This window comes from Kitasatospora sp. NPDC051914 (assembly GCF_040680995.1).
GTDB lineage: Bacteria > Actinomycetota > Actinomycetes > Streptomycetales > Streptomycetaceae > Kitasatospora.
In genome coordinates this window covers 185,534-209,549 of sequence record NZ_JBFAXX010000001.1, presented here as the reverse complement: position 1 = coordinate 209,549, position 24,016 = coordinate 185,534, and the positions used below count along the sequence as shown (strand labels likewise).

Below are 24,016 nucleotides of genomic sequence, written 5' to 3'. Positions count from 1 at the left end.
TCAGATCGGGTCGAGGGCACCGTGAGTGCGCAGTGCGGCGACCGCGGCCGCCGGGTCCTCGGCGTACCAGCGGAAGGTACGGGCCTCCGCCGGCCTGCCCAATGCCCGGACGTACGCGGCCGGCCGGTGCAGGTCGACGGTGACGGTGGTCTGCCCGGCCACCGCGAGATCGGCGCAGCCGTGCTCGTCCACCGCCGCCAACCTGGCGTCGGGGTAGCGGCGCTCGATCCTGACGTCGGCGATGTCCGCGGCGGGGATGCGGATGTCCAGCAGCGCCCCGTACCGCAGCCGCAGCGAGCCGTCCGCACCGACCACGTGCGGACGCACCACGCAGGAGGCGTGCAGGGCGGCGACGAAGTACACGCCCCACACGTCGAGGACGAGGACGGCCGCGTGCACCGCGGGCCACGGGATGACCGGGGCGAGGGCCACCGTCTCCACCAGGGAGACTCCGTGGTGGCACTGTGGGGGCCCTGCAGCTCGTCGGAGGGTGAGCCGGTGGCGGTCGTGGTGCGGGTGACCGGGGGACCTGGCAGGCCTGCATCGATGCGGTGCGCACCCACGTCCCCGCGGAGACGCCCGTCGTGCTGCTGCACGTGAGCCCGGAGGACGTGGCGGGCGCGGCGCACGGTGCGTTCGCCGGGCGGGTCGAGCACGAGGTGGTGGCCGCCGCGGCCGGCGCGGACCTGCTGGTGCTCGCCCGGGACGGCGACCGCACCCGCCCGGGCCCGCGCAGCCCCGCCCCGGCGACGCGCTTCGCGGTCGGCCACGCGACGCGCCCGGTGCTGCCGGTGTGGCCCGCAGGCTCCCGCCCTGCCGCCGGGCGCGCACCGGCCCCTGCGGAGGGTGGCCCTGGTGGACCCGGGAACACCAGCCCCCTGGGTGGCGCCCCGCCGCGGCGGCAGGCTGACGGATGTCACCGAGCGCCGACGGCAACCGCCGACGGCCCGGCCTTCCGTCAGGAGTCCACCGTGTCGTACACCTCCCTCTCCGGCCGCACCGCCGTCGTCACCGGCGCCGCGAGCGGCATGGGCGCCGCCACCGCCGGGCTGCTCGCCGAGCAGGGTGCCTCGGTCGCCCTGCTCGCCCGCCGCGAGGACCGGCTCGAGGAGCTCGCGGCCGGCATCGGGGCCAAGGGCGGGCGCGCCCTGGCCGTGCCCGCCGACGTCACCGACCAGCAGTCGGTGGACGCGGCCGCCGCCCTGGTCGGCGACGCACTCGGCCGGGTCGACCTGGTGGTGGCCGCGGCCGGGGTGATGCTCCCCAACCCCGTCGACGACGGCCGGATCGACGAGTGGTCCCGCATGATCGACACCAACCTCACCGGTGTGCTGCGGACCGTCCGGGCCTTCACCGGCGACCTGGTGGCCTCGGCCGCCGGGGGCGGCCCCGCGGACCTGGTCACCGTCTCCTCGATCGCCTCCCACGTCAGCTTCCCGAACTACGCCGTCTACAGCGCCACCAAGGCCGCCCTGACCCACCTCGCGGCCTCGCTGCGCAGCGAGTTCGGCCCGCGCGACGTCCGGGTGACCAACGTCGAGCCCGGCCTGACCGACACCGAGCTCGGCCACCACATCGACAACCCCGCTCTCGGCCTGGACGGCCAGCTCGGCGCCATGTTCGACGCCATCGGCCCGATCTCCTCCGAGGACGTCGCCGACCTGATCGCCTTCGCCGCGAGCCGCCCCCGCCACGTGAACCTCCGCCAGCTGGTGGTCCTCCCCACCCGCCAGGCCTGACCGGCCCGGCCGGGGGCCGACCCGGCGGCTGCCCCGACGCCTGTTCGGACGCCGTCGGTGGCCGGGCCGGGCGGGACGGGCAATGCTGGTCTTCCGGCCCCGTCGTGAACCCCCGAGCACGACGGGGCCCGTCGCGTCCCCTCCCTCCTGTGGAGGTTCGGCGAAGCCGTTGTAGGGCGCTGTACGCGCGGCTACGCTGCCTCCCATGAAGCAGCTGAACGTCCGACTCGACGACGAGGCCCACGAGGCCCTGGAGCAGCGCGCCGAAGCGGCGGGGATGACGCTCCCGGAATACGCGCGCAAGGTCCTCGCGGAGGAGGCCGACGAGCGCCGCGAGCGCTTCCTGACGGCTGCCGCGCACTTCTCCCAGGAGTGGGGCCCCGCCTTCGAGGCCGAGTTCGGCCCCTACCCGCAGGCCGGCGGCGCCGGGGCGGCGAGCGCCGCGTGATCCTGCGCATCGACCGGGCCTGGCTGCTCGACATCGCCCACCAGTTCCTGCCCGGGGATCCGGACGTCACCGACTACGGGTCGCTGGCCGCGGCCGTCGCCCGGCACGTCGACGAGGTGATGGAGGTGCCGGTCTACGGCGGCCTGCACCAGCGTGCGGCGGCACTGATGCACCAGCTGGTGCGGGTGCCCGCGCTGCAGTTCGGCAACGAGCACTTCGCGGCCGTCGTCGCGGCCTCCTACCTGAGCGCCTCCGGGGTGATCGTCACCGCGGAGCCCAAGCAGGCCGCCGAGCTGGCCTCCCGGCTGCGCGACGGGCGGACGGACGTCCGCGAGTGCGCGGACGCCATCCGCGGCTGGTACCGCTGACCGCCGAGCGCACGCGACCGGCTTCGACGACGGCCCGGTGACACGCCGGAGCGGTCCGACGCCCACCACCGCGCGCCGGCCGCTGCAGGAGACGGCCGCCGTGGTGGCGCGCACCCTGCCCCGAAACCGCCGCAGGCCCCGGAGGTTCGCCTTGGCACCGGACACCCCGTACATCGCCGTCGTGGGCCCTGCCACGGCGACCGGACGGGAGCAGCAGCTGGCCCGCCGGGTCGGCGAACTCCTCGCCGGCCACGGCGCGGTGGTGGTCTGCGGCGGCACGGGCGGGGTGATGGAGGCCGTCTGTGCGGGGGCGCGCAGCCGCGACGGCACCACCGTCGGCCTGCTGCCCGGCACGGACCGCGCCGACGCCAACCCGCACCTGACGGTGGCGCTGGCCACCGGCGTCGGTGAACTCCGCAACGGTCTGGTCGTGCAGGCGAGCGACGCCCTGCTGGCGGTCGGCGGCAGCTGGGGCACGCTGAACGAGATCGCCCTCGCGGTGCGCCGCGGCAAGCCCGCCGTCGTCCTGGAGGGCTGGGCCGTCCCGGACGCCCCGGCGGAGCCCGCCCTCCGCTCCGCCGCCACACCGGAGGAGGCCGTGGCCGCCGTGCTGGACGCCCTCCGCCGCGAGTGACCCGTCAGGCACTCGGCCGGCGGCTGCTCACTCGGTCGGGTAGCCGATCTCCACGATGTCCTCGGCCAGGTCCGCGAGGGTGAGCTCCGGGTTCAGCGACGACACCAGTTCACGGCTCAGCGGCCGCAGGGCGTACACGGCGCGCACCGCCTCCAGGTCGACGGACACCTCGTAGTGGTCCTCGGCGAAGCGCCGGTACGCCTCCGGCGAGCGGTCGGCCAGCAGCTCGAACAGCCCCGCTGCCCCGTCCGGGTCGGCGTGGCCGTCCGGGAAGTCGATCACGCCGTGCTGCCACCGGTCGTCCGTCCGCTCCCGCCAGAGGCAGACCGTCACCACGGGCACGCCGTCCTCGTCGGTGAACGCCGGTTCCTCGACGAAGGGCCCGAAGACCTCGGGGACGTCGTCGATCACCCCCGGCCAGGGCTCGTCGTCGTTGCCGTACGGGCTCATCGGCGATTCGTGGTCGAAGCCGCGGACGTACGCGCCGGCCGCCGAGAACACGACGGAGTACTCGTCCCCCGATCCGTTGCGCATCGAGGCCATCTCCTCGCCGTCGGCCCAACCGGCGTCGAAGGAGTAGTACCGGCCCTCCCAGTCCGGGCTCAGGATCGCATCGAGCATCGCCAGCGAGCGGCACAGGTCCCGCAGGTCTGCGACGGAGGGCAGCAGGCGGGCCACGTCATGAACGGTCACGCGCCCATCCAACCGGACGACCCGGCACCGCGCTCATCACGCCCCCGGTCGAGGGCCGGCCCCGCGCCGGCGGGGTGACGCCGGGAAAGTGGCGGAAATCCACGGGAACCCGAGGGGCCCGTCCGGACACTGGATCGACGTGGAGTCATTCCTGCCCGGTGAGGGGTCGCATGCAGAGGACCGTGAGGCGTTCGGCGCCCTCTTCGACGAGCACGTGCACGCCGTGTTCGCGCATGCCGTCAGAACGACCGGCGACCGGGCCCTCGCCGACGACGTGGTGTCGCTGACCTTCCTGGAGGCCTGGCGGCTGCGGGACAAGCTGCGCGGCGAGGTCCTCCACCCCGGGGCGTGGCTGCTGGGCATCGCCGCCAATGTGCTGCGCAACACCGCCAGGGCGGCACGGCGCCACCGCGCCGCGCTCTCCCGGATGCCGCCGCGGGAACCGGTGCCCGACTTCGCCGAGGAGCTGGTCGGGCGGATGGCCGACGCCGAGGCGCTCGCCGCGGCCGTCCGTGCGCTCGCACGACTGCGGCGCGGCGAACGGGAAGTGTTCGCCCTCGTCGTGTGGTCCGGGCTCGGCTACGCGGAGGCGGCCGAGGCACTGGGCGTGCCGGTGGGCACCGTCCGCTCCCGGCTGTCGCGGGCGAGGGAGAAGCTCCGCAGGTCCGTCGCCGCCGAACAGCGCACAGTCCGTTCCGACGCCGGCGGCCGGGCCGCGGCGCACCCGCAGGGGAGGCAGCAGTGACCACCGCACCCGGACACCGCCACGACGCCGACGAGCAGAGCGAACGCCGCACGCTCGCACGGCTGCTGCCCCCGCCGCCGCACGCCGGCCTCTCCGCCGAGTGCCGACACACCCACCGGGCCTTCCTGCTGAGGGAGGCCGAGCGACCTGCCCCGTCCCGCGCCCGCCGCCCGCTGCTGGTACTGGCGGCCGCCACTGCCGTCGCGGTCCTGGTCCTCGGGGTGAACACCCTGGGTACAGGTACGCCGCCGGCGCTGGCACCGGTGCCGCCGGCCAGCGCCGCCTCGGTACGGCTGCTGGAACGGGCGGCCCTCGCCGCCCACGCCGACCCCGGGCCCACCCCCCGCGGCACCCAGTACAGCTACGTCAGGACGGTCGGCCGCAGCACCTCGCTCAGCGAGGACGGCGGCACCATGCGGCGCGACACCGTCAGCGAGAACACCGAGCAGTGGACTGCCGTGGACGGCACCCGCCCCGGGCTCCAGCGCACCGACCGGGGAGAGCACGAACTCCCCGCCCCCGGCGCCGGCACGCTCAACTCCCCCACCCACCGCCTTCTCGCCGCGCTGCCCACCGACCCGGACGCCCTGCTCGCCCGCATCCGCGCGGACGCCGAACTCAACCACGGCGCCGGCTCGGGCTCGACCACCGGCCCCGACCAGGAGGCCTTCACGGCCATCGGCGACCTGCTGCGCAGCTCGGTGGCCCCGCCCGAGGTCAGCGCCGCCCTCTACCGCGCGGCCGCCCGCATCCCGGGCGTGGTCACCGTGGACGACGCCGTCGACGCCGCCGGACGCCACGGCACGGCCGTCGCCCGGGTGCACGGCGGGGAACGCTCCGAGTGGATCTTCGACCCCGGGACCCTGCGCCTGCTCGGCGAACGCACCGTCCTCCTCCAGGACGGCCCCTGGGGCCACGCGGGCGACGAGGTCAGCTCGATCGCCATGGTCACCCGCGGCATCGTCGACGCCCCCGGCCAGGTACCCACCGCGGGCACCTGACCGCCGGCCCTGTCAGGCGTGCCGACCGGGCAGCTCCGCGGAGGCGGGCAACGCCCGCCAGTACGCCGCGGGCCCGGCCGGGCAGCCGTCCGCAGCAGGAACTCAACACCTCACCGTGGTGGGTCCGGCAGGCCGGGGCGAAGGACGGCCGACTCCTCCCGGGCGAGTCCGCCGAGTCCGGAGAAACCGGTATGCGTCCCCACCTGGGCATCTGGCACGATCGGGCCCGTGCCCGCCCGTAACCGCCGCCTCCCGCGCCATCTCTCCTGGCCGCTCACCCCGACGGACCTCCGCGAGGCCCTCGGCGGCGAACCCGTCGCCCCGGACGCCGTGTCGTTCGACGGACACCCCTGGGGCGACGGGACGCTGCTGCAGGTCACCTGGCTGCCGCCGACCTCGTCCAACTACGGGCAGGGCATCCACCCCGGGCTGTGGAACACACTGCAGATCGCCGTCGCGCCGCTTCCCGCCGGCGAACGGGCCGCCGCCCGCGAGCTCCTGCGGGGGCGGGTGCTGCCCGAGCTCCGCGCCTGGATCGCCAACGCCCGGCAGGCGCCGGAGGGTTGGAAGCTGAGCCCGCACAGCCGTTCCTGGCGGATCGAGGACGGCACCGTCACCCGCGGCGAGGACGGGCAGCCGTACCGCTGAGGCCGGCCGTCAGCCCTGAGGGGCGTGGTCGGCGGAGAAGGTGAGGCCGCCGTCGGCGAGCGGGCGGCGGCCCGGGGCGGGCACGGTCGGCTCGGACGCGGGCGGGGGCAGGAACAGGGCCCGGTCGATCGGCGGGAGCGGCCGGCGGTCCGGGGCGTCCACCGCGTCGGTGGCCGAGGCGGAGAAGACGGGCATGCCCAGCGGGCGGCGATCATCGTTCACGTCCGCAGCCTGGCCCACCAGGGCACACTCGGGCAACCGCATTCCGTGGCGGGTCGGCGGAGGGGCCGTGGAGGCACTGCGCCGACCGTCAACCGACGGGCCGCCGGAACGAGTCGCCGGACGGGTCGGGGATGCTTGCTCCATGACGGCTCCGGACCCTTCGGGGCTCGCTACGACCTTCCGCAGGTGAGCCGGGAAGTCCGGTCGGCACGTTGCCCTGCCGTGCCCGGAGCCGCCCTGTGAACCACGCCCGACAGTCCGACCGTTGCGCTGCGCCGGCGGTGGGCCGGTGAATCTGCAGTGGGTACTTCCGGCCGTCACCACGGTGGCGTTCCTGCCCCCGGCAGTCCTGCTGGCGTCCGGTCGGGTGCCGGCCCGTCGGCGCAGCCGCCTGGAGCCCGTACGGCTGCGCGGCCGCTCCCTCCTTGCCCTCTATCTGTCGGCGCCGGCCAACGGCGCGCCCCGCGCCCTCGGGGCGGGCTTCGGTGTGGTGATGCCCTGCTCCGCGGCCGGGCTGCTGTGTGCGTGCCGGGCGGGCTGACCGGCGGGGTCAGGGCCTGGGCCCCTCCAGGGTTTCCAGGAGGGTGCGCAGGGTGGCGGCGAGTTCCTCGCGGCCGGCGGCGTCGAGGCCGGCGAGGAGCCGCTGTTCGGTGGCGAGGTGGTCGGGCAGGGCGCGGTCGACGAGGGCGAGGCCCTCGGCCGTCAGGGAGACCAGGACGACGCGGCCGTCGGTGGGGCTGGGGCTGCGGGTGATCAGTCCGTTCGCCTGCAGGCGGTCCAGGCGCTGGGTGATGGCGCCGGAGGTGACCATCGCGGAGCGCATGAGTTCGGCCGGGGTGAGCGGGTTGTCCGGGCCGTTGCGGCGCAGGGTGGCGAGGACGTCGAAGGAGGGCGTGTCGAGGCCGTGTGCGGCGAAGGTGCGGCGCAGCTCGGGCTCGATGAACATGACGAGCCGTTTGAGCCGTCCGATCACCGCCATCGGGGAGACGTCCAGGTCGGGCCGCTGTCGGGCCCACTGGTCCAGCACGGTGTCGACGTGGTCTGCCATGGCGGAAGCCTAGCGGAATCTCTTAGCGGTGAGATACATTCTCTTAGTGCTAAGGAATCGACCTGCCACCCTGCTGCTCACCGCCCTCGCCCCGGCCGTCTGGGGCTCCACCTATCTCGTCACCACCGAGTTACTGCCGCCCGACCGGCCGCTGACCGCCGCCGCGCTGCGCGCCCTGCCCGCCGGACTCCTCCTGCTGCTCATCACCCGCCGCCTCCCGAGCGGCAGTTGGTGGTGGAAGTCGCTGGTGCTCGGCGCGCTGAACATCGGCATCTTCCTCGCGCTGCTCTTCGTCGCGGCCTACCGTCTGCCCGGCGGGCTCGCCGCCACCGTCGGCTCCGTCCAGCCCCTGCTGGTCGTCGGACTGTCGGTGGCACTGCTCGGCCAGCGGTTCACCCTCCGCTCCCTGGTCGCCGCCCTCGGCGGCATCGCCGGGGTCGGCCTGCTGGTGCTGCGCGCCGATGCGCGGCCGGACGCGATCGGCATCGCCGCGGCGCTCGGCGGTGCCGTCGTCATGGCCTCCGGCGTGGTGCTCAGCAAGCGGTGGGCGCCGCCCGCCGGGCTGCTCGCCGTCACCGGCTGGCAGCTGGTCACCGGCGGGCTGCTGCTGGCTCCGACCGCGCTGCTCGCCGAGGGGACGCCACCCGCCCTGACCGTCCGGAACCTCGCCGGGTACGGCTACCTGGGGCTGATCGGCGCCGCGGTGGCGTACGCGCTGTGGTTCCGCGGCATCCGCGCCCTCTCCCCCACCGAGGTCACCTTCCTCGGCCTGCTGAGTCCGCTGGTCGCCACCGTGCTCGGCTGGCTGGCGCTCGGCCAGGGGCTCACCGGCCTGCAGCTGCTCGGCGGGGCGCTCGCCCTCGGCTCGGTCGTCCTCGCCCAGACCCGCCCCGCCACGGCCGGTCCGCGACCGCACCGCCCGGCGCACGTCCACGCGGAACCCGGCCGCCCGGACAGTCGGCCGGCCGACAGCCGCGTCCCGACCGCCGCCGACTGACCGTCACGACGCACGCGCCCGGCCGAGTACGGCCTGCCACCTGACCTCGCCGTCGTGCCACCGGTCGGTGGGGGCGAGGCCGGCTGTGGCGGTCACATCGGCTCCCGGGGCAAAGCGGTCGGCGGCCGGGCGGTCGGCGGCCGGACGGTCAGTCACGGCCGCGCCAGCGGAGGATCTCGAGGGCCGCGCCGACCTGGAGGGTGTGCTCGGCCAGCGGCCGCGGCAGCAGCCGGTCGGCGCGGGCCAGCCGCCGGAGCATGGTGTTGCGGTGGGTGAACAACCGGGCGGCGGCCCGGGAGGCGTTGCACTGTTCGGCGATGAAGACCCGCACCGCCTCGGTGATCTCCGGGGGCGCGGACTCCAGGTCGCCGAGCGTGCGCTGGACGAAGCGGTCGGCGCGTTCCGGGTCCTGGGTGGCGAGTGCGACGAGTTCGACCTCGTCGTGCGAGGCCAGCCGGTGGGCCGAACCCAGTCCGGCGAGCATCTGCTGGGTGGTCAGCGCATCGAGGTGGCTGCGGCGGAAGCCGTCCATGCCGGGCGCGGCCGAACCGAGGGCGATGCGGACGGCCGGCAGCCCGGCGAGGGCGGTGTGCAGGTCGCCGGTGTCGGGCCGGCCGTGCACCCACACCCAGCGGCTGGCCGCGCTGGCGATGATGCTCAGCGGACGCGTCCGGCCGGCCGCGGCGGCGAGGGCGTCGGCGGCGCGGTCCAGCTGGCGGAGGTCCGCCGCCGGGTCGTCGGCCCACAGGACGGCCGCGGTGTGCTCCGGTTCGAGGGCGTAGCCGAGCCGGGCCTCGGCGCGCTGCCGGGTGATCGGCGCGCCGTCCAGCAGCAGGGTGGCGGTCTCGCGGCGTTCGGCGTGGGTGCCGCGGGTGAGTTCACCGCGTTCGGCGTCCATGCGTGCGGAGATCGCGGCGACGGTGGCGTCGACGAAGGCGGAGATGGAGCGCAGCGAGACGTCGAGGAGTTCGCGCAGTTCCTCGGGGTCGGTGGTGAGGGAGCAGGCGACCTGCGTCCACATCCGGGTGGCGACGCTCTCGCCGACCCGGTAGGCGTCGAGCGCGGACTCGTCGAGGCCGCGCCGGACGAGGTCGCGGGCGACGGCCAGCGGCGCCTCCCCGTCGTTGGCGGGGACGGGCTCGCCGGGGGCGCGGATGTTGGCGGCGGCCCAGAAGAGCAGGTTGGAGCGGTTGGTCCGCCGGGCGCCCGCGGCGAGCACCGGGTCGGTGGCGATCTGCTGCCTGGACTCGCCGGCCAGGGTGGCGGCGTCGAGCTCGGCCAGCCACTCCGGCGGCGGGTTGAGCGCGATCTCGGCACCCCGGCGGATCAGCTCCCGGACCCGGGGCGACGGCGGGTTCCACGGCATGGCGGCAGTGTAGTGGTGCAGAGTGCACCTCCTCCGGAAGGATGCGGTGCAGTCCGCCCCTGGCCGGGGGGGCCGGGCCGAGCCCACCATGGAAAGACCCCGCCACCTCCACCCCTCGGGAGCCGCCACCCATGTCCTCCGCCGCCGCACCGCCCGCCGCCGAGCACCTCGACGTCCTGATCATCGGTGCCGGAATCTCCGGTATCGGGGCGGGGCGGTACCTCAAGACGGAGCTGCCGTCGAAGAGCTTCGCCGTGCTCGAGGCGCGGGGCGCCTCCGGCGGCACCTGGGACCTCTTCCGCTACCCGGGCATCCGCTCCGACTCGGACCTGCACACCTTCGGCTACGAGTTCAAGCCCTGGCGGGACAAGGAGGCGATCGCCTCCGCACCCCGGATCCTGGCGTACCTGCGGGAGACGGTGGCGGAGAACGGTCTGGAGCCGCACATCCGCTACCACCACCGGCTGGTCTCCGCGTCCTGGTCCTCCGAGCGGGCACGCTGGACGGTCGAGGTCGAGCGCACCGACACCGGCGGGCGGACGGAGCTGACCTGCAACTGGCTGTTCTGCGCCGGCGGCTACTACCGCTACGACGAGGGGTTCACACCCCGCTTCGAGGGCCGGGAGCGGTTCCGCGGCACCATCGTGCACCCGCAGCACTGGCCGGAGGACCTGGACTACGCCGACAAGCGCGTGCTGGTGATCGGCAGCGGCGCGACCGCGGTCACCCTGGTGCCGGCGATGGCCGGCACGGCCGCGCACATCACCATGCTGCAGCGGACGCCGACGTACATCCTGCCGGTCCCGAAGAGGGACACCGTCGGGAACCTGCTGAAGAAGGTCCTCGGGGAGGAGCGCGGGCACGCGCTGACCCGGCGCAAGAACATCGCCCAGCAGCGGGCGGTCTGGCGGCTCTGCCAGCGGTACCCGAAGGCGGCGCGCCGCCTGATCCGATGGATCAACGTCCGTCAGCTGCCCGCGGGTTATCCGGTCGACGAGCACTTCAACCCGCCGTACGACCCGTGGGACCAGCGGCTGTGCGCCGTGCCGGACGGCGACCTGTTCAAGGAACTCCGCGCCGGGCGGGCCTCGGTGGTGACCGACCGGATCGCCACGTTCACCGAGCGCGGGGTGCTGCTGGAGTCCGGCCGGGAACTCGAGGCGGACATCGTCGTCACCGCCACCGGCCTCAACGTGCAGGCCTTCGGCGGGGCGCAGCTGACCGTCGACGGGGAGCAGGTCAGCCTGCCCGACACCATCGCCTACAAGGGCATGATGCTGTCGGGCGTGCCGAACTTCGCCTACGCGATCGGCTACACCAACTCCTCGTGGACACTGAAGGTCGGCCTTCTGTGCGAGCACTTCTGCCGGCTGCTCGCCCACATGGACGCCCAGGGCTGGGACGCCTGCCGGCCCGAGCCCGCCGACCCGGCCATGCCGACGCAGCCGTTCCTCTCCTTCGGCGCCGGCTACATCCAGCGCGCCGTCGACCGGCTGCCGCGCCAGGGCGACCGCATGCCGTGGCTGACCTCGATGGACTACCAGGCCGACGTCAGACTGCTGCGCGCCGACAGCGTCCTCGACCCCGAGCTGCACTTCTCCCGTGCCGCCACCCCGTCGGCGGGAGGCCGCCCGGACGAGCGCCGGGCGGCCCGCAGTCAGGCTCCGGCGGGCTGACGGCGCTCGAAGCGGCCGCCGAGCCAGGCGACCGCAGCGAGGACACCGGCGAGCGGGCCGAGGAACGGGGCCGGCGTGGTGTGGAAGACGGTGCTGCCGAGCACGCCGACGAGCTGCCACACCGCGCCGAGCACGGCCGCGGCGGACAGCCAGTGCCAGCGGTCCCACCGCAGGACGGCGATCGGCAGCACCAGCACGGCGACGGTCTGCACGGCGAAGCCGAACCGGAACCAGCTCTCGTAGAGGACGTTCCACCACTGGTCTCCGCTGGTGCGGTCGGTGAGGAAGTCCTCGCGGTACTCGAGGAAGGTGGTGCTGTGGCGCCCCGACCACCAGGGCCACACGTAGAGGCCCACCAGGGTCAGGACGGCGGCGACCACCGCGAGCCAGGCGTAGCCGGCCCGGCTCCGGCGGGTGTGGTCGATCAGCGGCATTGCTCCCCCTTGTGCTCCCCGGCAGCTCCCGTACTGCCGTCACCCAGTGTGTCGACCGCCGGCCTGCAGCGGTAGGGGCCCGCCCAGGAAGGGCCGGTCGGTCAGGGGACGCGCCAGAGCTGGGACTTGGCGCCGGGAACGCAGTCGCCGATGGTCAACTGACGGTTGGCGCCGTTGTCGGTGAGGCAGGACGTGCCGGGGCCGTAGGAGGGCTTGATGTTGTAGGTGCCGGACCCGGCGTCGACCAGGGTGAAGGCGGTGGTGTCCGCGAAGCCGGTGGCGAGCACGGTCCCGCCCGGAGTGGACGCGCCCAACGGCACACCCAGTTTGGGATGGTTGGTGCTGCAGGCGTGCAGTGCCACGTACGGCGGGACCGTCCCGACCCGCATCCAGCCGTACTCGGTGTGGCCGCCCATCACGACGGCGACACCGCCGGTCAGGGCGGCCGAGGCCAGGCCCACCTTGAGCCCGTCACCCACGTTGGTGATCGCTCCCCAGCCCGAACCGCCGCAGCCGCTCGGCACGGTGGCCGGTGTCGCGGGCGCCGCCGTGGTCGGCCTGCTGCCCGTCCCGCCGCTCGCACCGGAGCCTCCCCCGCTCCCGGAACCGCCGCCCGCCTGGGTGCCGCCCGCGCCGCCGCCGGCCTGCGTGCCACCGGCACCGCCGACGGGTACGGCGCCGCCCGCCGCGCCTCCGGCGGCCGCACCGCCGGCAGCTCCACCGGCCGGAACACCGCCGGCCTGGGCGGCGCCGGCCGCTCCGCCGTCCGGTGCCGCCGGGCTCGCACCGGGAGCCGAGGAGGCTGCCGCGGGCGAGGCAGGGCGGGACGGCCTATCCTTCGGAGGTTCAGAGGACGGTGAGCTTGTACCGGCCCATGTAGCAGTAGCTGCAGTTGCTCCAGGTGTCGCCCCACTCGATGTAGACGAAGTCGATTCCGCCACTGTTGCTGGCAGTGAAGGTGTACCAGGAGGAGCAGGATCCGCCGGTGTCCTTGTAGGGGCCGCGGATGACGTAGTTGGTGGTGTTGACGGTGGTGCCGGCGCCGGCCTTGTGGACGTCGATCTGGGCTTTCACACCGCGCCCGTTGGCCCAGGTGTCGGTCACGCAGACCGAACCGCTCACGGATGTCCAGCGGCCGGAGGAGCGGCCGCTCCAGTCGAACCACGCGTAGGTGGTGCCCGTGGTGCCGGTCGCGCCGGTTCCCGATGCGCCGTTGGTCCTGACCTGGCAGTACGTGGTGTCGGGGTCACCCGCGGGCTCTTCGCAGTACGAGGCGAACTGCGAGGTGGAGCTCTTGTGGAACGTCTCCCACGGCCCGATGGAGGTGGCGCGGGCCCGCAGCAGGGCGTGGCGGTCGCCCGGGTAGCCGAGCTCCGCCGACACGTACCGGCCGTTCGCCCACGAGCGCAGGGCGAAGTTCCCGCCGCCCAGGTCGTGGAGCGTGAACTTCTCCCATGCCCCGATGGTGGTGGTCTGAGTGGGCTTCATGCGTGCACGCAGCGCGCCCGAGGTGCCGCCGCGCCAGCTCGCCTCGGCCGTCACATACGACCCCTTGTTCACGGACCAGATCGCGTAGACCGAGCAGTTGGGGTCCACGACCTCGAAGCGGAACTGCTCCCAGAAGCCGCTGGTGTTGCTGCTGTCGGTCCGGGCTCGCAGTGCGCCGGGGGCATCGAGGCGGTCTTCGGAGGACACCAGCTCGCCGTTCGCGGCGGTGGTGCTGAAGACGCCCGTTCCGGCGAAGTTGGTGCCGGTGTGGGCACAGCGGCTGTCGGAAACGGCCGGCAGTGCGGATGCGCAGGTGACCTTGTTGATGTCACGGTCTGCATTGGCGTCCACCTTGGCCCAGAGGTCGCCGAGGAGGTCGGTGTTGTCGTACGTGCCGGCGTCCGTTTCGGCCTTGCAGCCCTGGTCGACACGGAAGCCGTCCCAGTCGACGTTGTTGTCCGTTGCGCCCCCTGGAGCAAGATCTTGAATGTCGTCCCAGGTATCTCCGGCGGGACCGCATTTGTCGTCCCTGTTGCCGTCTCCGTCCCGATCGGCCGGCAGTTTGACGGAGGAAGACTCCAGCGAGACTTGGAGATCGTCCAGGCACCAGCTCCTGAGGGCGCGGACGACGGCACCCGGGTTCGCGGTGTTGTTGATGATCTGTCCGCAGATTCCCCACTCGCACTCCGGCCCGGCGTGTGCGGGCGCCGTCGGCACGCCGACGAGAGCGCCGGCGAACAGAAGCAGACCTGCCAGTCGCGCGAAGAAGCGGCTGGCAGCGGCCCGTTTTGGCAGCCTCGGTGCTGGAGCAGGGGCTCTTCCGTTTCGCATCTGTGGACTTCCTCCAGGTAGCAAGTAGCAATCTGCTGAGGAACAGCCAATGTGCGGGGTGGGCAGTCACCCGAGTGGCGCTGCCGAGCGTTTCGTTCAACTGACTCACTGTCAAGAGTTTCGCCATTACCCGGGAGGCGGTGACCTGAGCGCGGCGAGCAGTGCGCCCTCCGAGCTTTACCCCGTCGGGGATCTTGGAGTTTCCCGATGCCGGCATGATCAGCAGGCATTGCCCGGGGCCGTTTCGGAGATCGATATCGATGCGGTTGCCGAGGTGTCCGTTGTCACCCGTCCCCGTTCCGGTGGGCACGTACCGTCTTCGACTGCGCAGACCGCGCGGGCGGGCAATCCGGGCGGTACGACGGCGATGTGGGCGAGAGACCGGCTGGACGGTCTGTGGTGCGACGAGGACCGGTTCTGTGCCCTCGTCCTGCTCGGAGTCCGGGCGGACGGCCGCAAGGAGCTCATCGCCCTCACGGAGGGCCACCGCGAGCACGCCGAGAAGGTGGTGGCCTCGTTCCCCGCCGCCTACGGCGCCGAGTTCCCGGGGCCGTCGGAAAGCCACCGACGACAGCGGGGTGCTGCCGGCTTTCTACGACTTCCCGGCCGAGCACTGGATCCACTCGCGGACCACGGACCCCATAGAGTCGACCTTCGCCACCGTGCGCCTGCGCACGGTGGCGAAGGGGCGCTTGGTCGAACGCGAGGAGCTGGCAGCCCGATGGACATACCCGAGCCGCTGGCGGACGAGGAACTCGCCGAGATCGAGGAGCTCGCCGGAGCCGCGACCCCAGGTCCCTGGCACGTTCGCTTCCTCGACGACGACCATGCCATGAACCTCGTCGCGATCAGCACGGTCCCCGACACCGGACGCGGTGAACGATGGCCGGGCTTCGACCATGGGCAGAACGTGGCCGCCACCCTCGTACAGCAACCGCGATACGTCGACATCGCCGACGAACGCTGGGACGAGAACGCCTTCTTCATCGCGAACGCCCGTCAGGACATCCCGCGCCTGATCGCCGAGGTTCGACGTCTTCGCCGCATGCTCGAAGTCGGGGAACCGGAGTCCGGCGACGCCTGACGGACACGGCGGTCCACAGGTATTGACGATTCCTCGGTTCTGTCCTCCCAGCCCCCTCTGCGGGCGATCCGCTCTACCATCGGCCTCACCGACGGGCCGGACGGGTCGGCCCGACGCAGGACACCGGGGGCGGTTTTGGGCACGACGGGGACGACGGCGCAGGCCGTCAGCAGACTCACCGCGGACTGGGCGCGGATCGTGGACGGCGGCAGCGGGACGGTCTTCACCGCGGCCGGCGTGTGGCCGCTGCTCGCGTTCCTCGCCGCGGGCGCCGACGAACCCGTCCGCCAGGAGCTGGAAGAGGTGCTCGGCGCGCACGCCGAGGACGCGGCCGGGCGGGCCCGCGACCTGCTCGCCGTGCTCCGCGAACTGCCCGGGACCAGCGCCGCGATCGGCCTGTGGACCCGGGAGCACCTGGTCGTCGAACCGCAGTGGCTCGCCGGCCTCGGCCCGGGCAGCCACGCCCGGCTCACCGGCGACCCGGCCGAGGACCAGGCGGCGATGGACGCCTGGGCGTCCGACCGCACCGGCGGCATCATCGAGCGGATGCCGATACGGGCGACCGACATCCTGCTGCTGGTCCTGGCGAGCGCCGTGACCGTACGGACCCAGTGGCTCCGGCCCTTCGGCCCGACCTTGCTGCGGCCCGGGGCGGGCCCCTGGGCGGGCCGCCTGCTGACCGCGCTGACGGTCGACACGGCCGACCTGTTCGACCGGCTCGCGGCGGCGGAGACCGCGGCCGGCCCGGTCACCGAAGTCCGGCTGCCCGGCACCGGCGACGTCGACGTCCACCTGCTCGCGGGCGAGGCCGACGCGCCGCTCGGCGCCGTCCTGTCCGCCGGGCTCGACCTCGTGGCGCAGCGGTGCCGGCGCATCCCCGTGACCGCCCTGCCGACCGGCAGCGAGTGGCCCGGGCTGACCGTCCGTGCCGCCGACAGCCTGCAGCCGCACAACCGGCTCGCCCTCACCACCGTGCCCTTCGCCCTCACGAGCGAACACGACCTGCTCGACCGGCCACCCGTCTTCGGGCTCGCCACGGCCACCGAGAAGGGCGGCTTCTCCGGCATCAGCCGCAGCGAGCCGCTGGCCGTCTCCAGCGCCCGGCAGAGCGCCGCCGCCACCTTCGGCGCCCACGGGTTCGAGGCGTCCGCCGTCACCGCCGTCGGCATGTCCCGCAGTGCCGCCGGATTCAGCCGGCCCATGCACCGGATCACCCTGGCCGAGGCGGTCTTCGACCGGCCGTTCGCCTTCCTCGCCGTCCACCGCCCCTCCGCCCTCCCCCTGGCCGCCGGCTGGATCACCGAACCCGGCACCCCGGGCCCGGCCGACTGGACGACCTGATGGTCACCGGCCCGGGTGGGCGTCACAACTCACCCGGGCCGTCCGACCGTTCCTTATCACGGTCCTGACCGGGGCGCGATACTCGACCGGGTGGAATCGATCTACCGCAGCACGACGGGCGAGGACCTCGTCCGGCGCTGGTGCTCCGACCGGCTCGACGGGTGGGCGGTGCCGCACGAGCGGACGGAGGTGACCGCCAACGGTGCCCGGACCCACGTGGTCCTCGCCGGGGACGGCGGCACGACGGTCGTGTTCGTCCCGGGCACCAACTTCAACGCCGCCGTCTCCCTGCCGCTCGCCACGGCCCTGGTCGCCGCCGGCCACCGGGTCCTGCTGGTGGACGTTCCGGGCCAGCCCGGACTCAGCTCCGGCGAACGGGCGCTCTCCGACGTCCGGTTGGCCTGGTACGGGGCGTGGCTGGGCGAGGTGGTCGAGAGGATCTCCCCCGAGCCGGTGGCGGTGATGGGCCACTCCTTCGGTGCCGCCGTAGCCCTGTCCGCCGGCTCGTCCTGGTCTCACCCGGCGGCCTGACCGGGCTCAGGCTGACCCCTGCGGTGCTGGCGGCCTCGGCCGCCTGGTTCCTGCGGCCGGCGCCGACGCACAGCGCCCGCCTGTTGCGCGCGATGCTCGCCCCCGGCACTCAGCCCCGCGCCAACCTGGTGGACTGGATGACCCTGGTCGCCCGGCACTCGCGCTCCAGCGGGGCGCCCGGCACCGCCGACCTGCCCGCACGCCCGATCCCCCGTCTGGTCGTCACCGGCGAGCACGACGTCTTCCTGCCGCCCGAGCGGCTTGCCACGGCGGTGCGCAGACGACTCGCCGTCGAGCTGGGCGTGATCCCCGGGGCCGGACACCTCGTGGTCGAAGAGCACCCCGAGCACCTGGCCGGCCTGCTGGCGGACCCGGGTCGGTCCACCGCCGGCACACCCGCGGAGTAGCCGACGTCCGCCTACCGCAGGTGCCGAGAACGCCGGTGGGTGGACCCCGGTCGGCCGGACGGGGTCAAAACCCTGCGGGACCCGGAGACCGCGAGGGACGCCGCCGCCAACCCCGCGCTGCCGACCGAGGTCGTGCGGTGGATGATCACCGGGAGCCGAAAGCTCCCGGCCTCGCCGGACGGCTCATGACGGCCGGCCGCCGAACTGCCAGCGGTGCACCTCGATGTCCGCGTACCGGTCCGCGGTGAGGACGGCGCGCGCCGTCTCCGGGTCCGGTGCTCGGAGCAGTGCCGCTGTGCCCAGCCAGGTGGCTCCGTCGTCGGACAGCAGCGGCCCGTAGGCGATCAACTCACCCCGGTCGGACGGCACGTCGAGGTCGGCGGGCTCGCCCGAGCCCAGGCCGAGCACCAGGAACCGGTGGCCGCCCGTCCGGCCCCCGGGGAATTCCCACATGGTGCGGCCCAGCAGGTTGCGCCACCGCCGCAGCAGGACGTCCCGGTACACCCCGGCCTGGTAGCCCGGCTCGTCGAAGGCGAACGCACGGGCGGCGGCCGGGCCGGCCAGGTCGACGATGTGCACGCTGCCGGTGGGCACCCCGTCGGCGTCGGTGAGCGTCGGCCCGCGGGCGATCATCTCCGCCGCATACCCGTCCATGTAGGACCAGTGCTGTTCGAGCAGTTCGTCGCGCAGCGCCAGTGAGTCGGGCCGATCGCGATGGTAGCAGAAGAACTCCATGCCGACAGTCTTTCGGCGCCCGGTGGCCCCGGTACAGCGCATATCGGAGCCACCGGGAAGTCCCCCGACCGCTCGTGCCGCAAGGGCGCACAGGCCGACGGCCGGCAGGAGGCCGCCGTGCGGGTGCCGGTGAGGCGACGTCCGGTCACACCCCGCCCGCGGAGGCGTGGCGTTCGGCGCGGCGGAGGTTGCCGGCGAGGCCGCCCAGTTCGAGCGAGGCGCTGTTGAGGGCGAATCTGGCGTTGGGGGTGTGGAGTCTGCCGGGGAGCACTCCGGTGAGGTCCTTGAGGACTTCCAGCACCGCTGCGAGGGCACTCAGCAGGTGCTCCTCGTCGGCCCTGGGCACTGCGTCATAACGGGTGCGGGCCGGGCCGAGCGCGGTTTCGCGCAGCTGCGTCTCGACCGCCCGGACCGCTTCGACGATCCGCTGCAGTTCACTGTCCATGCCGGCTCCTCCGGGTCGTGGAGCGGACTGGGCCGCCGCTCCTCCCAGCAGGTCCTACCCACCCGTGGACCGCGCCGCGCCGGGGCTTGTCCGACACGCCGTCACCTCCGTAGGGTGACCGGATGATCATTTCTTCCGCCCGCGGGCACTCTGCCCCTGCATCGACGGCGGACCGAGCGGGGCGCTGACATGGCGCCCCGGGTCTACCGCCTCACCCCGTACGACCCTGCGGCGGAGGCGGAGTACGACGCCTGCTCCCCCGCCGCACACCGCGCCCGCACGCAGACCGCCGCGGCCCTCGCCGAGGCCGCCGCCGGGTTCGCCCGGGCGGCGGGTGCGGAGCGACTGGTGATCGGCAGTCCGATGGTGGAGGGCTTCTTCTCGTTCTCCGCCCGGGGTTCCCGTGGGCGGGACGGCCTGGCCGGGGTGTTCCCCGGCGATCCCACCGGCTTCCGCGACGGCGCGGACCTCCCGGTGGCCGCCGGTCTGGCGCTGCTGCGGGCGGTGCTCCAGCGGGAGGGTGCCTGGTGCAGGCTACGGGCCGGCGGCGGGTTCTTCCTCCATCCCGGGCACCGCGACGACCTGTTCGTGGGCTTCGACGGCGGCGACGGCCCGCTCAAAACGGCGCTGACCGAGGCGCGCCGCCCGGGGCTGTTCGCCGAGAAGGTCGGACGCTCCCCCTACGACCCCTCCCTCGACGAGACGGACGTGCGGCCGCCCGCCGACGGGGTGTTCTGGACCGGTGTGCACTGCCTGGTCGCCGAACGCGGGGCGGTCCTGCTGAAGGAGGAGTACGCGGCCCACGGCCGCCGCTGGCACCGGCTGGCCGCCGAGGCCGCGGTGACCGCCGTCCGCGGGCGCCTCGCCCCGCGGGCCCGGCTGGCGGTGTGGCCGGACCTGACCGAGGACATCGGGGCGGTCCGCGCCGAGGTCCGGGCCGGCGGGCGCCCCCACCTGCTCGTCCGTCAGGAGGCCGACGGGACCTTCCCGGCGGAGCGCATCGCCGAACCGTGGATGGGCCGCGACAACCGGCACCCCGGCCTGACCCGGCGGTCAGTCGGTCGGCCCGGTACCCGCCGCCTCCTCCCGGCGGCGCTTGCGGCGGCGCCACAGCAGGGTCGCACCGCCGACCAGCATCACCATGCCCACGGCGGCGACGACGCCCTTCCAGGTCTCGTCGAAGAGCGCGCCGCCGAGTGCGCCGATCAGCGTGTAGAAACCCGCCCACACCAGGGCGGCCGGCGCCTCGGCGACGGCGAAGCGCCGCACCGGCCAGCCCGAGAGCATGCAGGCGCCGATCATGAACATCCGTCCGCCGGGGACGAGCCGGGACGGCACCAGCACGATCCGGCCGTGCTCGTCCAGACTCCGCTCGGCCGCCTGCACCCGGGGATGGTCGAACCGGGGCCGGATGCGCGCCTCCAGGCGCCCGCCCGCGTGACCGGCGATCCGGTAGAGGGTCACGTCGCCGCACCAGGCCCCCAGGCCCGCACAGACCACCACCAGCGCCACGTCCCGGGGCACCTGGGTCGCATGGACGGCGGCCGCCGCGCTCGCGCTGACCAGCATGCTGGTGGGGAACACCGGCACCAGCGAACCGAGGGCGACCAGCAGGAACAGCGCAGGGAAGCCCACGGCCTCGGTGGTGCCGGCCTCGGTGGCGAGTGCGCCGAGGGAGATCACCGGGCCCGTCCCGTCCCGCAGGGCCCGGCGGCCCGGGCGCGGGTGTCGGCTGCCGCAGTACGGCTGGTCTCAGCAGGCACGGAAGGCAGTCCTCGGAGGTCGCAGAACCCGTCCGGCCGGACACTACACGCGGAACACCGCCGTTCCCGGCAGGTGCGGCCGACCGGCCCCGGGGTTCCGCCCGACGGCCGACGTAGGCTCGTGGCATGCGTGTGCACCCGGGGTCCGGCACCTGGCCGGAGGACGGAACGGAGCCGTACGGCGGCGCGGAGCCGTACGGCGGTACGGAGGACGGCAGCGCGGGGGACGGCGTCGCCCTGCGTGAGATCGGGGTCCTGCTGGCCGGGCGGGGCGTGGCCGTACTGAGCGGCGCCGGGCTGTCCACGGAGTCGGGCATCCCCGACTACCGGGGGGCCACCGGCCGCGCCCGCCCCCGCACACCGATGACCTACCAGGAGTTCACCGCCAGCGAGGCCGGCCGCCGCCGGTACTGGGCGCGCAGCCACGTGGGCTGGCGGACGATCGCCCGGGCGCAGCCCAACGCCGGGCACCGGGCCGTCGAACGGCTGCGCCGCTCCGGGCACGTGGCGGCGGTGATCACCCAGAACGTCGACGGCCTGCACCGCGCCGCCGGCACCGTGGACGCCGTCGAGCTGCACGGCGGCCTCGACCGCGTGATCTGCCTGGACTGCCGCCGCACCAGCTCCCGCGAGGCCCTCGACCGGCGGTTGCACGCGCTCAACGGCGACTTCCGGGACGCGGGCGGCCGGATCAACCCGGACGGTGACGTGGAGCTCCCCGACGCGCTGGTGGACGGCTTCCGGGTGGCGCCGTGCGAGGCGTGCGGCGGCGTGCTCAAGCCCGATGTGGTCTTCTTCGGCGAGAGCGTCCCCAAGGACCGGGTCCAGCAGTGCTACGACCTGGTCGACGGCGCACGGGCGCTGCTGGTCCTGGGGTCGTCCCTGACGGTGATGTCGGGCCTGCGCTTCGTCCGCCGCGCGGCGCACAGCGGCAAGCCGGTCGCGATCGTGAACCAGGGCGAGACCCGCGGGGACGCCCTGGCCGCCACCCGGGTCGCGCTGCCGCTCGGCACGGCGCTGACCGCCCTGGCGGCGCAGCTCGGCTCCGCGGGGGCGGCCGACCCGGCGGGCCGGCCGCGGCAGGGCGCGGGCGGCGGGGCGTAGCATCGAAGCATCGGGACCAGCAGGTGCGGAGAGTCCGATGAGCAGCAATCCCGCAGAGCACGAAATCGCAGGACCGGACGACCTCGAGCAGTCCGTTCCCGCCGCGCCCCGGCCACCGGGTCGCAGGCCCGCCGCCCGCCGGGCCGCGGAGGACATGTACGGCGGCGACGACGACCTCGTCGGGCCGTCCTCGACGCTCTACCCCGCCGCCTTCGACATCGAGGACGAGCCCGGCTGAGGGCCCGTCCTCCCCACAGTCCTCACACTCCGGTCGCTCCGTCGATGCGTTCGCGGAGGAGGTCGGCATGGCCGTTGTGCCGGGCGTACTCCTCGATCATGTGGACGAGCACCCAGCGCAGCGACACCGTGCCGCGCCATACGTCGTGCCCCTCGACGTCCAGGTGGGGCGCCCCGGTGACGAACCGTTCGGCGAAGGCCACTTCGTCGCGCCACGCCTGCCAGGCCGCCTCCGCAACCCCGGGCGCGGCCGAGGCCCCGTCGAAGTCGCCGTCCGGGTCGGCGGGCGAGGAGTACAGGGCCGGCGCGTCCTCGCCGGCCAGCACCTGCCGGAACCAGCGCCGCTCCACGTCGGCCAGGTGCCGCACCAGCCCGAGCAGTGAGAGCGTGGACGGTTCCACGGCGCGCAGCGCCAGTTCGGGGCCCAGCCCGGAACACTTCATCTCCAGCGTGGTGCGCTGAGCAGCCAGCATGTCGGCGAGCATCCTCCGCTCGTCCCCGGTCGCCGGCCCGCCGAAGCGGCCTTCGCTCTCGGCACCGGCGAACAGTTCGGCCCTTCTCCGCAACTCCGTCATGCACCCATCCTCCCGCAACACCCGTCGGCAAGGGACGGACACCGCACAAGGGTCACCACCGGGGAGCGTGGGGGCACCTCGGTGGTGACCCTGCGGTCCGGGTCAACCCGTTGTGCAGGGGGTCCCGTTGAGGGTGAAGGCCGTGGGGGCGGCCGGGTTGCCGGTGTGGGTGGCCTGGAAGCCGACGGAGACGGAGGTGCCGGGGGCGATGGCCGCGTTGTAGGCGGCGTTGCGGGCGGTGACCGCTCCGGATGCGGGGGTGTAGGTGGCGTTCCAGCCGGAGGTGATGGTCTGTCCGGCGGGCAGGGTGAAGGCGAGGGACCAACCGTCGACGGCCGTGCTGCCGGTGTTGGTGACGGTGACCGCCGCGGTCAGACCGGTGCTCCAGCTGTTCACCGTGTAGCCGATCCGGCAGGCGCTGCCACCGGGAGGAGTGGTCGGCGGGGTGCTGGGCGGCGGACTCGTCGGCGGCGTGCTCGGCGAGGTGGAGTCGAGGCCGAAGAAGGCGATGGCCTGGGCCGCCATGCCGGCGGTGGGCAGGGTGTGACCGGCGCCCTGCACGCTGACGGCCTCGACGAGGGCCCGGGTGCCGGTGCTGCCGTAGCGGGTTCGCGTCCACGCGGTCTGCGGGTGGTCGGTGAGGGCCGGGGTCGCGGGGACGCCCAGCACGTCCGTCCACTGCTTGATCTCCTCGGCGAGGTTCGGGTACCGCAGTGTGCTGTCCTCGGTGCCGTGCCACAGCTGCATCCGCGGCCGCGGCCCGCTGTATCCGGGGTGGGCGGCGCGGACCAGGTCGCCCCACTGCTGACCGGACTTGGTGACGGTGCCGTTGGCGCAGGCGCTGTTCCACGAGGAGCCGTCGGTGGTCGCGAAGCATCCGAACGGCACGCCCATGAAGGCGGCGCCGGCGCTGAACACGTCCGGGTAGTCGCCGAGCAGGACGTTGGTCATCATCGCGCCGGAGGAGGCGCCGGTGACGAAGATCCGGGCGGGGTCGACGGCGTAGTGCTGCTGCACCCAGCCCACCATCGAGCGGATGCCGACCGGGTCGCTGCCGCCGTCCCGCCTGAGGGCCTGCGGCGAGGACACGTCGAAGCAGTTCCCGCTGCGGGTGGCGGACGGGTAGACCACGATGAAGCCGTACCGGTCGGCCAGCGAGGCGAATTCGGTGCCGGAGTAGATGGCGGGCCCGGAGCCGGTGCAGTAGTGGACGGCGACCAGCACGGCCGGCCGGGGCGCGACCGTGGTGGGCACGTAGAGGTGCATCCGCAGGCCGGTCGGATTGGTGCCGAAGCCGGTGACCTCGGTGAGGCTCGCCGCCCTTGCGGCCGGGGCGGTGAGCAGGAGGGCCGCCAGTAACGGGAGGACGGCTCCCAGCAGGAGGGCGGGAAGCGAGCGCGACTTCCGCCCGGGCGGCGCCGATCGGGTGTGCAGATGCCTGTCGGACATGTCCCTG

27 protein-coding genes and 1 pseudogene are annotated in these 24,016 nt (G+C 74.1%); 15 read left to right on the top strand and 13 right to left on the bottom strand.

The window, feature by feature from the left end:
- Positions 1-441 carry a hypothetical protein gene (locus AB0M03_RS01045; RefSeq protein ID WP_363486962.1) on the bottom strand — a complete coding sequence of 147 codons (441 nt, stop codon included), beginning with the start codon at positions 439-441 and terminating at the stop codon, positions 1-3.
- 530 nt (positions 442-971) lie between these two features.
- Between AB0M03_RS01045 and AB0M03_RS01040 the strand changes: the two genes are divergently transcribed.
- From AB0M03_RS01040 to AB0M03_RS01025, 4 genes are all read left to right on the top strand, one after another.
- Complete coding sequence (locus AB0M03_RS01040) at positions 972-1,739, top strand: SDR family oxidoreductase (RefSeq protein WP_363487385.1); 768 nt, start codon at positions 972-974, stop codon at positions 1,737-1,739.
- Positions 1,740-1,944: 205 nt separating this feature from the next.
- A complete protein-coding gene (locus tag AB0M03_RS01035; RefSeq protein WP_363486960.1) occupies positions 1,945-2,187 on the top strand; it encodes a hypothetical protein in 243 nt (80 codons plus the stop codon).
- A complete protein-coding gene (locus tag AB0M03_RS01030; protein WP_363486958.1) occupies positions 2,184-2,555 on the top strand; it encodes a fic family toxin-antitoxin system, toxin component in 372 nt (123 codons plus the stop codon). The genes AB0M03_RS01035 and AB0M03_RS01030 overlap by 4 nt, the downstream gene beginning before the upstream one ends.
- A gap of 151 nt (positions 2,556-2,706) precedes the next feature.
- Positions 2,707-3,189, top strand: coding sequence for a TIGR00725 family protein (locus AB0M03_RS01025; RefSeq protein ID WP_363486956.1), 483 nt, complete (start codon positions 2,707-2,709; stop codon positions 3,187-3,189).
- Positions 3,190-3,216: 27 nt separating this feature from the next.
- Here AB0M03_RS01025 and AB0M03_RS01020 read toward each other — a convergent pair whose 3' ends face one another.
- A complete protein-coding gene (locus tag AB0M03_RS01020) occupies positions 3,217-3,882 on the bottom strand; it encodes a hypothetical protein (RefSeq protein ID WP_363486954.1) in 666 nt (221 codons plus the stop codon).
- A 139-nt stretch (positions 3,883-4,021) separates the two neighbouring features.
- Between AB0M03_RS01020 and AB0M03_RS01015 the strand changes: the two genes are divergently transcribed.
- The 3 genes from AB0M03_RS01015 to AB0M03_RS01005 all read left to right on the top strand — a co-directional run bounded on the left by AB0M03_RS01015 (position 4,022) and on the right by AB0M03_RS01005 (position 6,276).
- A complete protein-coding gene (locus AB0M03_RS01015; RefSeq protein ID WP_363486952.1) occupies positions 4,022-4,627 on the top strand; it encodes an RNA polymerase sigma factor in 606 nt (201 codons plus the stop codon).
- Positions 4,624-5,628 (top strand): CU044_5270 family protein, encoded by a 1,005-nt coding sequence (locus AB0M03_RS01010; protein ID WP_363486950.1) that lies wholly within the window; start codon positions 4,624-4,626, stop codon positions 5,626-5,628. Before AB0M03_RS01015 ends, AB0M03_RS01010 begins: the two co-directional genes overlap by 4 nt.
- 228 nt (positions 5,629-5,856) lie before the next feature.
- Positions 5,857-6,276, top strand: a complete 420-nt coding sequence (locus AB0M03_RS01005; protein WP_363486948.1) for a hypothetical protein — start codon at positions 5,857-5,859, stop codon at positions 6,274-6,276.
- 9 nt (positions 6,277-6,285) lie between these two features.
- Here AB0M03_RS01005 and AB0M03_RS01000 read toward each other — a convergent pair whose 3' ends face one another.
- Positions 6,286-6,498, bottom strand: a complete 213-nt coding sequence (locus AB0M03_RS01000; RefSeq protein ID WP_363486944.1) for a hypothetical protein — start codon at positions 6,496-6,498, stop codon at positions 6,286-6,288.
- 289 nt (positions 6,499-6,787) lie between these two features.
- Between AB0M03_RS01000 and AB0M03_RS00995 the strand changes: the two genes are divergently transcribed.
- Positions 6,788-7,039 (top strand): hypothetical protein, encoded by a 252-nt coding sequence (locus AB0M03_RS00995; protein ID WP_363486942.1) that lies wholly within the window; start codon positions 6,788-6,790, stop codon positions 7,037-7,039.
- A gap of 9 nt (positions 7,040-7,048) precedes the next feature.
- Here the strand turns inward: AB0M03_RS00995 and AB0M03_RS00990 are convergent, their stop codons facing one another.
- Positions 7,049-7,546: a MarR family transcriptional regulator gene (locus AB0M03_RS00990; RefSeq protein ID WP_363486940.1), complete on the bottom strand. Its 498-nt coding sequence runs from the start codon at positions 7,544-7,546 to the stop codon at positions 7,049-7,051.
- 46 nt (positions 7,547-7,592) lie between these two features.
- On the opposite strand from AB0M03_RS00990, the gene AB0M03_RS00985 reads away from it, so the two are divergent.
- The gene (locus AB0M03_RS00985; RefSeq protein WP_363486938.1) at positions 7,593-8,543 is read left to right on the top strand and encodes an EamA family transporter; all 951 of its coding nucleotides are present in this window, start codon (positions 7,593-7,595) and stop codon (positions 8,541-8,543) included.
- A gap of 148 nt (positions 8,544-8,691) precedes the next feature.
- On the opposite strand, the gene AB0M03_RS00980 is transcribed toward AB0M03_RS00985, so the two are convergent.
- Positions 8,692-9,909 (bottom strand): PucR family transcriptional regulator, encoded by a 1,218-nt coding sequence (locus tag AB0M03_RS00980; protein ID WP_363486936.1) that lies wholly within the window; start codon positions 9,907-9,909, stop codon positions 8,692-8,694.
- Between the two features lie 131 nt (positions 9,910-10,040).
- On the opposite strand from AB0M03_RS00980, the gene AB0M03_RS00975 reads away from it, so the two are divergent.
- Complete coding sequence (locus AB0M03_RS00975) at positions 10,041-11,585, top strand: NAD(P)/FAD-dependent oxidoreductase (RefSeq protein ID WP_363486934.1); 1,545 nt, start codon at positions 10,041-10,043, stop codon at positions 11,583-11,585.
- Here the strand turns inward: AB0M03_RS00975 and AB0M03_RS00970 are convergent.
- The 3 genes from AB0M03_RS00970 to AB0M03_RS00960 all read right to left on the bottom strand — a co-directional run bounded on the left by AB0M03_RS00970 (position 11,567) and on the right by AB0M03_RS00960 (position 14,224).
- Positions 11,567-12,019, bottom strand: a complete 453-nt coding sequence (locus tag AB0M03_RS00970) for a hypothetical protein (protein WP_363486932.1) — start codon at positions 12,017-12,019, stop codon at positions 11,567-11,569. The two genes, AB0M03_RS00975 and AB0M03_RS00970, sit on opposite strands and share 19 nt — an antisense overlap.
- A gap of 101 nt (positions 12,020-12,120) precedes the next feature.
- Complete coding sequence (locus AB0M03_RS00965) at positions 12,121-12,543, bottom strand: hypothetical protein (RefSeq protein ID WP_363486930.1); 423 nt, start codon at positions 12,541-12,543, stop codon at positions 12,121-12,123.
- 322 nt (positions 12,544-12,865) lie between these two features.
- On the bottom strand, positions 12,866-14,224 hold the full coding sequence (locus tag AB0M03_RS00960) for a hypothetical protein (RefSeq protein WP_363486928.1): 1,359 nt from the start codon (positions 14,222-14,224) through the stop codon (positions 12,866-12,868).
- Between the two features lie 835 nt (positions 14,225-15,059).
- Between AB0M03_RS00960 and AB0M03_RS00955 the strand changes: the two genes are divergently transcribed.
- The 3 genes and pseudogenes from AB0M03_RS00955 to AB0M03_RS00945 all read left to right on the top strand — a co-directional run bounded on the left by AB0M03_RS00955 (position 15,060) and on the right by AB0M03_RS00945 (position 17,701).
- On the top strand, positions 15,060-15,422 hold the full coding sequence (locus AB0M03_RS00955) for a hypothetical protein (RefSeq protein WP_363486926.1): 363 nt from the start codon (positions 15,060-15,062) through the stop codon (positions 15,420-15,422).
- Positions 15,423-15,557: 135 nt separating this feature from the next.
- Positions 15,558-16,763 carry a serpin family protein gene (locus AB0M03_RS00950; protein WP_363486924.1) on the top strand — a complete coding sequence of 402 codons (1,206 nt, stop codon included), beginning with the start codon at positions 15,558-15,560 and terminating at the stop codon, positions 16,761-16,763.
- Between the two features lie 15 nt (positions 16,764-16,778).
- Positions 16,779-17,701, top strand: a pseudogene (locus AB0M03_RS00945) (alpha/beta hydrolase).
- A gap of 183 nt (positions 17,702-17,884) precedes the next feature.
- Here AB0M03_RS00945 and AB0M03_RS00940 read toward each other — a convergent pair.
- The 3 genes from AB0M03_RS00940 to AB0M03_RS00930 form a co-directional block, all read right to left on the bottom strand.
- Entirely contained in the window at positions 17,885-18,436 is a 552-nt protein-coding gene (locus AB0M03_RS00940; protein WP_363486922.1) for a YciI family protein, read from the bottom strand.
- A gap of 145 nt (positions 18,437-18,581) precedes the next feature.
- Positions 18,582-18,881: a hypothetical protein gene (locus AB0M03_RS00935; RefSeq protein ID WP_363486920.1), complete on the bottom strand. Its 300-nt coding sequence runs from the start codon at positions 18,879-18,881 to the stop codon at positions 18,582-18,584.
- A 1,053-nt stretch (positions 18,882-19,934) separates the two neighbouring features.
- Positions 19,935-20,564, bottom strand: coding sequence for a VTT domain-containing protein (locus AB0M03_RS00930; RefSeq protein ID WP_363486918.1), 630 nt, complete (start codon positions 20,562-20,564; stop codon positions 19,935-19,937).
- A gap of 206 nt (positions 20,565-20,770) precedes the next feature.
- Here AB0M03_RS00930 and AB0M03_RS00925 point away from each other — a divergent pair, with 206 nt between their 5' ends.
- Together AB0M03_RS00925 and AB0M03_RS00920 are read left to right on the top strand one after the other, a co-directional pair.
- Entirely contained in the window at positions 20,771-21,748 is a 978-nt protein-coding gene (locus tag AB0M03_RS00925) for an NAD-dependent protein deacetylase (RefSeq protein ID WP_363486916.1), read from the top strand.
- Positions 21,749-21,785: 37 nt separating this feature from the next.
- Positions 21,786-21,986: a hypothetical protein gene (locus tag AB0M03_RS00920; protein ID WP_363486914.1), complete on the top strand. Its 201-nt coding sequence runs from the start codon at positions 21,786-21,788 to the stop codon at positions 21,984-21,986.
- Positions 21,987-22,008: 22 nt separating this feature from the next.
- On the opposite strand, the gene AB0M03_RS00915 is transcribed toward AB0M03_RS00920, so the two are convergent.
- Both AB0M03_RS00915 and AB0M03_RS00910 read right to left on the bottom strand, forming a co-directional pair.
- Positions 22,009-22,560 (bottom strand): DinB family protein, encoded by a 552-nt coding sequence (locus AB0M03_RS00915; protein WP_363486912.1) that lies wholly within the window; start codon positions 22,558-22,560, stop codon positions 22,009-22,011.
- A 102-nt stretch (positions 22,561-22,662) separates the two neighbouring features.
- Positions 22,663-24,009, bottom strand: coding sequence for a PHB depolymerase family esterase (locus AB0M03_RS00910; RefSeq protein ID WP_363486910.1), 1,347 nt, complete (start codon positions 24,007-24,009; stop codon positions 22,663-22,665).
- Positions 24,010-24,016: the final 7 nt, after the last annotated feature.